10 protein-coding genes are annotated in these 13176 nt (G+C 68.0%); 7 read left to right on the forward strand and 3 right to left on the reverse strand.

All coding sequences use genetic code 11. The features are described 5' to 3' along the window. Positions 1 to 75: 75 nt before the first annotated feature. From betA to betI, 3 genes are read right to left on the reverse strand one after another with little or no spacing between them, the layout of a single operon-like run. On the reverse strand, positions 76 to 1776 hold the full coding sequence (gene betA, locus HW466_RS26000) for a choline dehydrogenase (protein WP_059504234.1): 1701 nt from the start codon (positions 1774 to 1776) through the stop codon (positions 76 to 78). Positions 1777 to 1798: 22 nt separating this feature from the next. Continuing rightward, entirely contained in the window at positions 1799 to 3268 is a 1470-nt protein-coding gene (gene betB, locus HW466_RS26005) for a betaine-aldehyde dehydrogenase (RefSeq protein WP_151003931.1), read from the reverse strand. A gap of 33 nt (positions 3269 to 3301) precedes the next feature. Beyond that, on the reverse strand, positions 3302 to 3886 hold the full coding sequence (betI, locus tag HW466_RS26010) for a transcriptional regulator BetI (protein ID WP_059466864.1): 585 nt from the start codon (positions 3884 to 3886) through the stop codon (positions 3302 to 3304). Positions 3887 to 4605: 719 nt separating this feature from the next. Here betI and HW466_RS26015 point away from each other — a divergent pair. From HW466_RS26015 to HW466_RS26045, 7 genes are all read left to right on the forward strand, one after another. Then, positions 4606 to 5508, forward strand: a complete 903-nt coding sequence (locus tag HW466_RS26015; protein WP_059544478.1) for an alpha/beta fold hydrolase — start codon at positions 4606 to 4608, stop codon at positions 5506 to 5508. 88 nt (positions 5509 to 5596) lie between these two features. Further along, positions 5597 to 6166, forward strand: coding sequence for a methyltransferase family protein (locus tag HW466_RS26020; protein WP_059451771.1), 570 nt, complete (start codon positions 5597 to 5599; stop codon positions 6164 to 6166). 17 nt (positions 6167 to 6183) lie between these two features. Then, a complete protein-coding gene (locus tag HW466_RS26025) occupies positions 6184 to 7467 on the forward strand; it encodes a glycosyltransferase (protein WP_174905952.1) in 1284 nt (427 codons plus the stop codon). Then, on the forward strand, positions 7464 to 9050 hold the full coding sequence (locus HW466_RS26030; RefSeq protein WP_059504228.1) for a DHA2 family efflux MFS transporter permease subunit: 1587 nt from the start codon (positions 7464 to 7466) through the stop codon (positions 9048 to 9050). The genes HW466_RS26025 and HW466_RS26030 overlap by 4 nt, the downstream gene beginning before the upstream one ends. A gap of 10 nt (positions 9051 to 9060) precedes the next feature. Beyond that, a complete protein-coding gene (locus tag HW466_RS26035; RefSeq protein WP_174905951.1) occupies positions 9061 to 9999 on the forward strand; it encodes a glycosyltransferase family 2 protein in 939 nt (312 codons plus the stop codon). Between the two features lie 89 nt (positions 10000 to 10088). Further along, positions 10089 to 11873 (forward strand): efflux transporter outer membrane subunit, encoded by a 1785-nt coding sequence (locus tag HW466_RS26040; protein ID WP_420908225.1) that lies wholly within the window; start codon positions 10089 to 10091, stop codon positions 11871 to 11873. Further along, complete coding sequence (locus HW466_RS26045; protein WP_174906068.1) at positions 11873 to 13063, forward strand: HlyD/EmrA/EmrK family protein; 1191 nt, start codon at positions 11873 to 11875, stop codon at positions 13061 to 13063. The genes HW466_RS26040 and HW466_RS26045 overlap by 1 nt, the downstream gene beginning before the upstream one ends. Positions 13064 to 13176: the final 113 nt, after the last annotated feature.

Below are 13176 nucleotides of genomic sequence, written 5' to 3' on the forward strand. Positions count from 1 at the left end.
TGAAAAACGGCTCGCGGCGAGAACGCCACGAGCCGTGCATGTTGCCGCTGCGCGCCGGAGAGGGCGCTCGCGCGGTTACGCCGTTTCCGGCTGCCGCACCGCCTTCGCGACATTGCGCGCCATCGAACCGTTCGCGACGAAGTAGGGCACGTCGACACGCGCCAACGGCTTGCGGCCGCGAATCTTGTCGGCGATCTTCTCGGCGATCATGATCGTCGGTGCGTTGAGGTTGCCGGTCGTGATGATCGGCATGATCGACGCATCGACCACACGCAGGCCTTCCAGCCCGTGCACACGGCCTTCTTCGTCGACCACGGCCATGTCGTCATAGCCCATCTTGCACGAGCACGACGGATGGAACGCGGTTTCCGCGCGGGCGCGCACGAACGCGTCGAGTTCCTTGTCGGTCTTGCAGTCGGCGCCCGGGTTCAGCTCGCGGCCGCGATACCGGTCGAGCGCGGGCTGCCGCATGATCTCGCGCGTCGCGCGGATCGCATCGCGGAACTCGCGCCAGTCGAGCGCTTCGGCCATGTAGTTGAACAGGATGCTCGGATGATCGTTCGGGTCGCGCGAGCGCAGTTTCACGCGGCCGCGGCTCGGCGAACGCATCGAGCCGACGTGCGCCTGGAAGCCGTGCATCTCGATCGCGTTCGAGCCGTTGTAGTTGATCGCGACGGGCAGGAAGTGATACTGGATGTTCGGCCACAGGTCGTCGTCGCGCGTGCGGATGAAGCCGCCCGCCTCGAAGTGGTTGCTCGCGCCGAGACCGGTGCCGTTCAGCATCCATTCGAGGCCGATCTTCGGCTGGTTCCACCACTTGAGCGCCGGATACAGCGACACCGGCTCCTTGCATTCGTACTGGATATACATCTCCAGGTGATCCTGCAGGTTCTGGCCAACGCCGGGCAGATCGAGCACGACCGGAATGTCGAGTTCCTTGAGCCACGCGCCGGGGCCGACGCCCGAGCGTTGCAGCAATTGCGGCGACGCGATCGCGCCGCTGCACACGAGCACTTCGCGGCGCGCATGCGCGGTCGCGCGCTCGGTGCCGCGCAGATACGTGACGCCCGATGCGCGCTTGCCGTCGAACAGGATGCGATCGGCGAGCGCGTGCGTGACGATCTCGAGGTTCGGCCGTGCCTTCGCCTGGTCGAGGTAGCCGCGCGCGGTACTCGCGCGGCGGCCCTTCGGCGTGACGGTGCGGTCCATCGGGCCGAAGCCTTCCTGCTGGTAGCCGTTGAGGTCGTCGGTGCGCGGGTAGCCGGCCTGCACGCCCGCGTCGACCATCGCCTCGAACAGCGGGTTCACGCCCGGCTTGCTGGTCGTGACCGATACGGGGCCGTCGCCGCCGTGATAGTCGTTCGGGCCGACGTCGCGCGTCTCCGCCTTCTTGAAGTACGGCAGGCAGTCGAGATACGTCCAGTTCTCGAGGCCCTTGTGCGTCGCCCAGTTGTCGTAGTCGAGCGCGTTGCCGCGGATGTAGCACATCCCGTTGATCAGCGACGAGCCGCCGAGGCCCTTGCCGCGGCCGCATTCCATCCGGCGGTTGTCCATGTGCGGCTCGGGATCGGTCTCGTAGGCCCAGTTGTAGCGACGGCCCTGCAACGGATAGGCGAGTGCCGCCGGCATCTGCGTACGGAAGTCGAAGCGGTAGTCGGGGCCGCCCGCTTCGAGCAGCAGCACCGTGACGTTCGGATCTTCCGTCAGGCGCGTCGCGAGCACGTTGCCCGCGGAACCGGCGCCGCAGATGATGTAGTCGTATTCGCGTGTCGTCATGACGGGGTATCTCCTGTCGTTCTCAAAACACCGGGTTGTAGCGGCCGAGCTCGACCTGTACCGACTTGATGCGAGTGTAGTGCTCGAGCGTCGTGATGCCGTTCTCGCGTCCGACACCGGATTGCTTGTATCCGCCAACCGGCATCTCGGCCGGCGATTCGCCCCACGTGTTGATCCAGCAGATGCCGGCTTCGAGGCGATGGATCGTGCGGTGCGCGCGCGACAGGGTCTCGGTCACGACGCCGGCCGCGAGGCCGTAGTGCGTGTCGTTCGCGCGGGCGATCACTTCGTCTTCCGATTCGAAATCGAGGATGCTCATCACCGGCCCGAAAATCTCTTCGCGGACGATCTTCATGTCGTCGCGGCAGTCGCCGAACACGGTCGGCGCGACGTACTGGCCGTTGGCGAAGTGGCCGTCGGTCAGGCGCGTGCCGCCCGCGAGCAGCTTCGCGCCCTCGGCCTTGCCGCTCTCGATGAAGCCGAGCACCTTGTCGAGCTGCGCGGCCGATACGAGCGGGCCGAAGTTGGTGTCGGCATCGGTCGGCTTGCCGACGCGAATGCGCTTCACGCGTTCGAGCACCTTCTGCGTGAACGCGTCCTTGACCGAGCGGTGCACGAACACGCGCGTGCCGTTGGTGCAGACCTGGCCCGAGCTGAAGAAGTTGGCGGTCACCGCGATGTCGGCGGCGCGGTCGAGGTCGGCATCGTCGAACACGATCAGCGGCGACTTGCCGCCGAGCTCCATCGTCACTTCCTTCAGCGACGATGCGCCGGCCAGCGACATCACCTTCTTGCCGGTCTCGACGCCGCCGGTGAACGACACCTTCGCGATGTCCGGATGGCCCGTCAGCAGCGCGCCGACCGAACCGTCGCCCTGCACGACGTTGAACACGCCGGCCGGCACGCCGGCTTCCGTATAGATTTCCGCGAGCTTCAGCGCGGTGAGCGGCGTGACTTCGCTCGGCTTGAACACCATCGCATTGCCGGCCGCGAGCGCGGGTGCCGTCTTCCAGCACGCGATCTGGATCGGGTAATTCCATGCGCCGATGCCCGCGCACACGCCGAGCGGCTCGCGGCGCGTATAGACGAACGACTCGGCGCGCAGCGGCACCTGCAGCCCCTCGATCGCGGTCGCGAGGCCCGCGTAGTACTCGATGACGTCCGCGCCGGTGACGATGTCGACCGCGAGCGTCTCGCCGATCGGCTTGCCGGTGTCGCGCGTCTCGATCGCGGCGAGTTCGTCGTTGCGTTCGCGCAGCAGATCGACCGCGCGGCGCAGGATGCGCGAGCGCTGCATCGCGGTCATCGCGGCCCATTCGCGCTGGCCTTGCTGCGCCGAGGCGACCGCGCGGTCGACGTCGGCCGCGCTCGCCTGCTGCACTTGCGCGAGCAGTTCGCCGGTGGCGGGATCGAAGGTGTCGAAAGTCTTGCCGCTGGTGGCGTCGACGTAACCGCCGCCGATGTAGAGGCGCTGCAAACCGTATACGGACATGAGGATCTCCTTGAGGGGCGACTGCGTGACGCGTCAGTCCGACGCGAGCAGCAGGTCGATGTAATCGTGGGCGAGCTTCAAGGCAGCCCGGGTGTCGATCGGGCCGCCGGCGAGGGCGCCGCGCAGCCACAGGCCGTCGATCAGCGCGGCGAGGCCGCTGGCGGCTTCCCGCGCCTTCGCACGCGGCAGCGCCTTCGCGAATTCCGCGCACAGGTTCGAATGGAGGCGCCGGGTGTTCACGTGCTGCAGGCGCTTGAGCATCGCGTCGTGCATGCTCTGCGACCAGAACGCGAGCCAGGTCTTCATCACGGGTGCGCTGACCTGCGTGTCGTCGAAGTTCGCGGCGACGATCGCGCGCAGCCGCGAACGCGGGTCCTTGCGTGCCGCGACGCGGCGGCGCGTGGTGGCCGCCCACAGATCGCGCAGCACGTGGCGCATGGTGGCTTCGAGCAGGCCGTCCTTGTCGCCGAAGTAATGGCTGACGATGCCCGTCGAGATGTTCGCGCGTTGTGCGACCGATGCGAGCGTCGTGCCGGGCAGGCCGGCCTCGTCGATCGAGCGCAGCGTCGCGTCGATCAACTGCGCGCGACGAATCTCCCGCATTCCGACTTTCGGCATCGCGACTCCCTTCGCCCGGACGGGCCGTTCCTGGAAGCCGACAGCTTAGCGGTTTTTTATTGACCGTTCAATCAATAAAAAAACGGGGTCTGGAGATGAAGGTGACGCCCGGGGCCGCGCTCGATGTCCGCTATCGCGATTGTGCAGGTGCGGAAAAACGAATTGAAAGGAGGTTAAATAATTTTAAGTTTGTTTAAAACATTCTCCGATAAAGCGGTGCAATGGTCGCGAGCAATTCCGGATTCGATTTATTACGCATCGAAAGAATGTGGATCTGTGTGAAATTTCCGGTGCTCCGAGAATCCCGGTTCCGCTTGCGGTTGTCGGTAATTTTCGGAGATTCGTTTCAAGCAATCGATTGAAACTCGATAAATCATTGAATATAAAAGGAATATGCTGCGTTTGTGAATGTGTGGCGACGGACTCGCAAACGATTGCCAGCGACCGAAAGTCGATTCCGCATACCATAAAAACGGCCAAAAATATTTGAATTGGAAGAATTCTCGGCGGAGTAGAGGGAATCGTTGGAATGACTTGAGTAAGTAATATTGCCCGTATTAGTATGGCGCCGCACCATCAGGAATTAATCGGCGCCGCGGATTTTTCCCGCGGTGCGTCGGCAATGGGCGCGGCGAATGATCGCGACAGGGCCGGCGCCCGCCATTGCGCACCTGCAGCATGCCGCGACGCCGAGACGCCGCATCCACCGGAGAACGACGATGCCGACCGAAAAACACGTGGTCCCGCTACCGAATGGTCTGAAGGTCTACGTCGAACGGAACGTGTTCGATCCGTCTTTCGACACGGCGATGCTCGTCAACGGCGCGCTCGCGACGACCGCGTCGTTCGGGCAGACCGTCCAGTATCTCGGCGAGCGGATGAACACGATCTGCTTCGACCTGCCGTATGCGGGGCAGTCGCGCCAGCACAACCCGGGCTGCTTCATCCTGACCAAGGACGACGAGGCCGCGATCCTCCAGTATCTGGTCGAACGCTTCGCACCGGCGTTCCTCGTATCGGTGTCGTGGGGCGGCGTCGCGTCGCTGTTCGCGCTCGCGCGCGGGTGCCCGAGCGTGCGGCGCGCGGCGATCTGCTCGTTCTCGCCGTTCCTGAACGACGCGATGGTCGACTACGTGACGCGTGCCCGCGACCACATCGCGGCCGGCGAGAACCTGAAGGCCGCGCAGCTGCTGAACGATACGGTCGGCCGTTACTTGCCGCGCATCATGAAGCTGTACAACTACCGGTATCTGACGCGCCTGCCGCGCGACGAGCAGGATCAGGTCGCGTTCCACGTCGACCAGATCCTGGCACTGCAGCCGGAGCGCTACCTGAGCGAGTTTTCGAACATCGGTTGCGAGCTGCTGTTCGTGAACGGCGAGCGCGACGAATACACGACGCCGGCCGACGTCCGCCAGCTCGCCGCGCACGTGTCGCGCGCGCGCTTCGCGACGATTCCCGACGCCGGCCATTTCCTCGACATCGAAGGCCGCGCGCAGCGCGAATCCACGCGCGCGACGCTGCTCGACTTCTTCTGCGACACGCCGCCCGTCGCCACCGGCATCGCGCTCGGTGCCGCGCACGCGTGCGTGTCCGCGCCGATGGCGGCGCTGTCGTCATGACCCGCCACGTCGCGCGCCGGGCGCGTCCACGCCGGGCACATCCGCGCGGGGCACATTCGAATTCTCTTCCACACGAGGCAGGCCAGCCGTGAATATCGTTCAGACCATCGCCATCGTCGTTCCCTGGGCCGCGTGGCTCGTCTACTGGATCGCGACGTCGCAGGCCGTGAAGACGACCGTGCGCAAGGAGGCGTCGCGCTCGCGCACGCTGCAGTCGATTCCGCTGATCGTCGGCGGCGCGCTCATCATCCTGCCCGATCCGTCGTGGCAGGCACTCGTACCCGACTGGCAGCGCTTCGGCCTGCAGGCGCAATGCGGGCTCGCGGTGCTCGTCGCGGGGCTGCTGTTCTCCGTGTGGGCGCGGCTGCATCTCGGCACGAACTGGAGCGTGTCCGTCACGCTGAAGGAAAACCACGAACTCGTTCGTACCGGCCCGTACGGCCTCGTGCGCCATCCGATCTACACCGGCTGCCTGATCGCGCTGGCCGGCGCCGCGTTGATCGGCGGCGAATGGCGCGGTGCGCTCGGCGTCGCGCTCGTGTTCGCGTCGCTCGCGTACAAGGTGCGCGTCGAGGAAAGCTGGCTCACCGGCTATTTCGGGCAGGCGTATACGCAGTACCGCCGCGAAGTCGCGGCGCTGATCCCCGGCTTCTACTGACTCCCGCGAGGCGCGCGATGGCGAAGGTGATCGTGACCGCGATCGGCTCGGCGGGCGACGTGCATCCGCTGCTCGGCGTCGCGCGTGCGCTCGCGATGCGCGGCCACGACGTCGTGTTCTGCACGCATCCGCCGTTCGAGGCCGCCGTGCGCCGCTGCGGCTTCACGTTCGTGCCGGTCGGCACCGCGGCCGAGTACGAGGCCGCAATGGGGAACCCGGCGCTGTGGAATCCGCGCACGTCGTTCCGCACGCTGTGGCAGGTGATCGCGCCGGTGCTGCGTCCGCACTACGACACGCTGCGCGCGCTGACCGATCGCGACACCGTGCTGGTCGGCACGTTGTGGGCCTTTTCGGCGCGCTTCATGCAGGAATTGCACGGCACGCCGTACGTATCGGTGCAGGTGTCGCCGTCCACGCTGCTGTCCGCGTACGTGCCGCCGACGCATCCGCGCCTGACGATTCCGGCGCGCTGGCCGCTGCCGGTGAAGGCGGCGCTGATGACGCTGATCGAGCGACAGGTGCTCGACCGCGTGTGCGGGCCGGCGCTCGACGCGGTGCGTCGCGACCTCGGGCTCGCACCCGCGCGGCGCGTGCTCGGACGCTGGCTGCATTCGACGGACGGCGTGCTGTGCCTGTTTCCCGACTGGTTCGCCCCGGCACAGCGCGACTGGCCGGCGCGCGTTCTGCAAAGCGGCTTTCCGTTGTTCAACGACATCGCGACCGCCGACGAAGATCGTGCGCTCGATGCGTTTCTCTCGGCCGGCGAGCCGCCGGTGGTCTTCACCGCCGGGTCGACGCTGGTCGATCACGCCGCGTATGCGCGCGCGGTCGCGGGCGCGCTGCACGCTACCGGCGCGCGCGGCATCCTGCTGAGCCCGCACGATGTTGCTTCGGAGGGCGAACGGCTTCTGGTGCGCCGCTTCGTGCCGATGCGTACGCTGCTGCCGCGTTGCCGCGCGCTCGTGCATCACGGCGGGATCGGCACGGCGGCACTCGCGTTCGAAGCGGGCATTCCGCAGGTCGTGACGCCGTTCGCTCACGATCAGTTCGACAACGCGCAGCGCGTCGCGGCAAGCGGCGCCGGCGTGCGCGTCGACGGTGCGATCGACGGCGTGCGTCTCGGTGCGGCGCTCGCGCGCGTGCTGGATGAACCGGAATTCTCCGTGCACGCGGAACGCACGCGTGCGCTGATCCACGCGGCACCGGACGGCTGCGAGACGGCCGCCGATTACATCGAGCGCTTCGCGCCGAGTCGCGGACGCGCAATCACGCCGCGCGGCGTCGCGATGGCGGGCGCATGAGCACGGCATCGCCGCTTCAGGACACGCCCGCCGCCTTCGACGCGAGCGAACCGGCAGCCGTCGCGCGGCCGGTGCGCGGCGCGCGGCTCGCGCTACTGACGTTCGCGCTGTCGCTCGCGACCTTCATCGAAGTGCTCGACTCGACCGTCACCAACGTCGCGGTCCCAGCGATCTCGGGCAGTCTCGGCGTCTCGAACAGCCAGGGCACGTGGGTGATCAGCTCGTACTCGGTCGCGGCCGCGATCGCCGTGCCGCTGACCGGCTGGCTCGCGCGGCGCGTCGGCGAGTTGCGGTTGTTCGTCGGCGCGGTGCTGCTGTTCACGCTGACGTCGCTGCTCTGCGGCCTCGCGCGCGACCTGCACGTGCTGGTGGTCTGTCGCGCGCTGCAGGGGCTGTGCTCGGGGCCGATGGTGCCGCTGTCGCAGACGATCCTGTTGCGCACGTTCCCGCCGGACAAGCGTACCGTCGCGCTCGCGCTATGGGCGATGACGGTGCTGCTCGCGCCGATCTTCGGGCCGGTGGTCGGCGGCTGGATCGTCGACAGCTTCTCGTGGCCGTGGATCTTCCTGATCAATTTGCCGATCGGGCTGTTCTCGTTCGCGGTCTGCACCGCGATGCTGCGCCCCGATGCGCAGCGCGGCGCGGCCGGCCCGATCGACGTGCCGGGCATCGTGCTGCTCGTGATCGGCGTCGGTTCGCTGCAGGCGATGCTCGATCTCGGGCACGACAAGGGCTGGTTCGACTCGCCGCTGATCGTCACGCTCGCGGTGGTCGCGGCCCTCGCGATCGTGTCGCTGCTGATCTGGGAGGCGGGCGAAGCGCATCCGGTCGTCGACCTGAGCCTGTTTCGCGACCGTACGTTCTCGTTCTGCGTGTTGATCATCTCGCTCGGCATGATGAGCTTCTCGGTGGTGGGCGTCGTGTTTCCGCTATGGATGCAGGCGGTGATGGGCTACAACGCGTTTCACGCGGGGCTCGCCACCGCGTCGCTCGGCGTGCTCGCGCTGGTGTTCTCGATTCTCGTCGGTTTGCACGCGCATCGTTTCGACGCGCGTGTGCTCGCGACGTTCGGCTTCCTCGTGTTCGCGGCCGTGCTCGCATGGGACGCGCATTTCACGCTGAAGATGACGTTCGCGCAGATCGCCGCGCCCGGGCTGATCCAGGGAATCGGGCTGCCGTGCTTCTTCATTCCGCTGACCGCCGCGACGCTGTCGCGCATTCCGGACGACCGGCTCGCGGCCGCGTCGAGCCTGTCGAACTTCCTGCGCACGCTGTCCGCCGCATTCGGCACCGCGATGAGCGTGACACTGTGGGACAACCGCGCGACCTATCACTACGACGTCGTGTCGCAATCGGTCACGCACGCGTCGGCGAACACGCAGCGCTTCGTGCACACGCTCAACGCGATGGGCGTGGACGGTGTGCGCGAGCTGTCGACGCTGCACCAGGTCGTGATGCAGCAGGCGTACATGATGGCGACGGGCGACATGTTCTGGATGGCAAGCATGACGTGTCTCGTGCTCGCCGCGATGATGTGGCTCACGCGGCCGAAGCGCGGCGCGGCAGCGTCGTTCGGACATTGAGGAGAGCGGCATGACGACACTCGGCGCACTCGTGATCCTGTATCACCCGACCGACGCGCAGCTCGCGGCGCTCGCCACGTGGCGGCACGCGTGCGACGCGCTGCTCGTCGTCGACAACACGCCGCAGCCCGATGCGCGCGCCCGCGAGCTGTGCGCGCGCGACGGCATCGCGCTGCTGCATCACGGCAATCGCGGCGGCATCGCGGGCGCGTACAACGCGGGGCTCGCGACGCTGTTTCGCGACGGCGTCGACGCGGTCGCGCTGTTCGACCAGGACTCGTCGGTGCCGGCCGGTTACTTCGCGACGATGCGCGACGCGTGCTCGGGCCTCGCGGGCCGCGCGTTCCTCGCAGGCCCGCGCATCTTCGACGAGAACGCGCGCAGCTTCCTGCCCGAGCTGGCGACCAACGGAATCGCGTTGCGACGGCTGCGCGTCGATCCCGATGCTCGATTGCAGCGCTGTGCATTCCTGATCTCGTCGGGCTGCGTCGTGTCGCGCGCCGCATTCGACGTGCTCGGCCGCTTCGACGAGACGCTGTTCATCGATCACGTCGACACCGAGTACAGCTTCCGCGCGCTCACGCGCAACGTGCCGCTCTACGTCGTGCCGTCGCTGGTGCTGCCGCACCGGATCGGCACGAAGCAGCGTCACGCGTTCGGCCCTTTCGAAATGACGTCGATGAATCACTCGTGGCAACGGCGCTACTACAGCGCGCGCAATGCGGTGCAGCTCGGGATGCAGTACGGGCTGCGCTTTCCGGTGGCGATCGTGCCGAACCTGCTGACCGTGTGGCAGGTCGTGCAGATCGCGCTCGTCGAGCGCGACAAGCGAGACAAGCTCGCCGGCATCCTGTTCGGCATCGCGGACGGCCTGTTCGGCCGGCTCGGTCCGCTCGAGCGCACACGGCCGCGTCTGGCCGCACGGGCGCAGCGCGTCCAGCAGGGATGAGGGAAGCGATGCGGCGTGTGAACGACAATGCGGCAACGCTGGCGCGCCGGGTGAAGGGCGGTGCATTGATCGGCGCGGCGGCCGTGGCAATGGCATTGGGCGGCTGCGTGCCGACGGGCTTCCTGCCGTCGCTGTCGTTGCGCGCACCGGCCGACGATGCGCTCGTGCAAACGACCGGCCCTGGCGCGAACGGCGCGTGGCCCGCACCCGACTGGGTCAGGCAACTGCGGGATCCGCAGCTCGACGCGCTGGTCGCCGAGGCATCGCAAAACAATCCCGACCTGCAGGTCGCGCAGGCACGGCTGCGGATCGCGCAGGCGCAGCTTCAGCAGTTCGATTCGTTGACGGGGCTCACGGGCACGGCCGGCGCAACGGTCAGCCGCGCGCGGATGCCGAAACCCGGCGACGACGTCGCGAATGTGTCGGTCGGCGGCTATCGCGTGCCGGTGGAGATATTCGGGGATCCGAACGTATCGCCGTCGTCGGTGTTCGTCGGGCTCAACTACCAGCTCGATCTGTGGGGCAAGAACCGCGCGGCCACGAAGAGCCTGATGTCGCTGCGGGACGCCGCGCGGATCGAGGCGGAGCAGGTGCGGCTCGCGCTGGCGGTCGCGATCGTGACCGTGTACTGCCAGCTCGACCAGGCATACGCGACGCAGGATTTGCTGCAGCAGAAGCTGAAGGTCAGCCAGCGCGTGACGACCGTGCTGCGCGAGCGTACCGCGCGCGGGCTCGACAACGCGTACGACGCGAGCGATGCATCGATCAAGCGCAGCAAGCTGCTCGCGCAGATCGCGCTGAACGACGAGCAGATCAAGCTCGCGCAACTGCAGCTCGGCGTGCTGTCGGGCCGCGGCCCGGAACGCGGGCTCGCGCTGCAGCGGCCGCGCGTCGGCGCGCTGACCGGCGACGCGCTGCCCGCGCGGCTGCCGGCTGATCTGCTGGGCCGTCGGCCCGACATCGTCGCTGCGCGGCTGCGTGTCGAAGCCGCGTTCGCGAATGCCGATTCGACACGCGCGCAGTTCTATCCGGACGTGAATCTCGTCGCGCTCGGCGGCGTGTTCGCGCTCACGCCCGCGTCGCTGTTCTCGCGCGATGCGCTCGGCGGTTCCGTCGGCCCGGCGATCTCGCTGCCCGTGTTCGATCGCGGCCGGCTGAAAGCGAAGCTCGGTGCGGACGTCGCGCAGGCCGACGTTGCGATCGGTCTGTACAACAAGACCGTCGACGACGCGCTCGGCCAGGTCGCGCAGATCGTCACGTCGCTGCGTACGTCGCAGACGCTCGTCGCGCAGCAGCAGGACGCGGTCGCGGCCGCGCAAAAGATCGTCGAGATTGCGGCCGACCGTCATCGGCGCGGCGTGCTGATGCAGAAGGACGTCGATGTCGCGGATCTCACGCTGATCGACGAGCGCGTACAGATGATCGCGTTGCTCGGCCGGCAGCGGACGCTGCGTGTCGGATTGATCGGCGCGCTGGGCGGCGGGTTCGACGCGGGCACGACGCTCGCACAGGCGCCGGCCGTGCATCGGGCGCGCAGCGGGGCGGCGAAGCGCGGCGCTTCGAGCGCCGCACCCGTGGCGGCTGCCGCGCCCGCCGCGGCACCTGCGACCGCACCGACCACCGCCGCGACCACGAGCCAGTCGATCGCGCAGCCGTCGGCCGATATGCGTGCGCAGGGCGCGACCATGCCGCAGGTCGTCGCCGCATCGAATGCAGGGGCCGCACGCCGCGACGACGCGGCACGCACGCCGGCCGCCGCCGCGCCGCCGCGCGGCGCTCCCGTTTCCGTTCCCGTTCCCTTTCGCACGGTGGCGAATCCCGCGCCGATTCCCGTGTTCCAGCATGACCGCCTGATCGTTACGCAAAGCGACTGATGCACCACGACAATCTTCATACCGCGGCGCAGCCGGCCGCACTGGGCGATCCCGCACTCGATGCGCGCCGGGCGACGCGCCGCAAGCGCTTCACGCTGTTCTTCGCGGTCGTGCTGCTGGCCGCGCTCGTCTGGATCGCGTTCTGGCTGTTGCGCGACCGCTATTACGAGGACACCGACGACGCGTACGTCGCGGGCAGCATCGTGCAGGTCGCCGCGCAGATTCCGGGCGCCGTGACCGACGTGCTGGTCGCCGATACGCAGGCCGTGCGCGCCGGGCAGACGCTGGTGCGTCTCGACGATACCGAGGCGTCCGTCGCGTTCGCGCAGGCAAAGGCGCAACTCGCGCAGGCCGTGCGGCAGGTCGCGAACGCGAAGATCTCGAACGCGATGTACGTGGAGGCCGTGAATGCGCGCCAGGCCGACCTGTCGCTCGCGCAGCGCGCGCTTGCCGCGCGCTCGGGTGCATCGGTCGAGATCGTCGCGCCGGAAGAGCTCGCGCGGGCCCGCGCGGCGGTCGCCGGCGCGCAGGCGAACCTCGCGGCCGCACGGGCGCAGCTCGATGCGGCGCGCGCGCTCGGCACCAGGCTGCCCATCGACGAAAACCCGGCCGTCGTGCAGGCGGCCGCGCAATTCAAGCTCGCTTACCGCAACCTGAAGCGCACGACGATCGTCGCGCCGGTCGACGGCACGATCGGCCAGCGTTCGGTGCAGGTCGGCCAGCAGGTCGGGCCCGGCGTGCCGTTGATGTCGATCGTGCAGCTGAACCGGTTGTGGATCGAGGCGAACTTCAAGGAGGGGCAGATCCGTCACATGCGCGTCGGCCAGCCGGTCGAGGTCGTGTCGGATCTCTACGGCTCGCGCGTGACCTATCGCGGCCGCGTGCAGGGCTTTTCGGCCGGCACGGGCAGCGCGTTTTCGATGCTGCCTTCGCAGAACGCGGCCGGCAACTGGATCAAGGTCGTGCAACGGGTGCCGGTGGTGATTGCGATCGATCCCCGCGATCTGGCCGCGCATCCGCTGCGGGTCGGGCTGTCGATGCGTGCGACGGTCGACACGCGCAACCGCGACGGCCATGCGCTCGACAGCGAGCCGCCGACGCCGGCCGTCAGCACGCGCATGCACGACGGCGTCGCGAGCGACGCGGAAGCGGCTGCCGCCGCGATCATTCGCGAGAACCAGGGCGCATAACGCGCGCCCGACCGGCCGCAACGGCCGCAACGGCCGATCGCGCCTACCACACCGATCGGCCGGGTCGCGCGCGTACGTGCGCCGCGCCTTCCACGATTGCGCGCTGCTGTCGC

The organism is Burkholderia territorii (genome assembly GCF_902833055.1).
Lineage (GTDB): Bacteria > Pseudomonadota > Gammaproteobacteria > Burkholderiales > Burkholderiaceae > Burkholderia > Burkholderia territorii.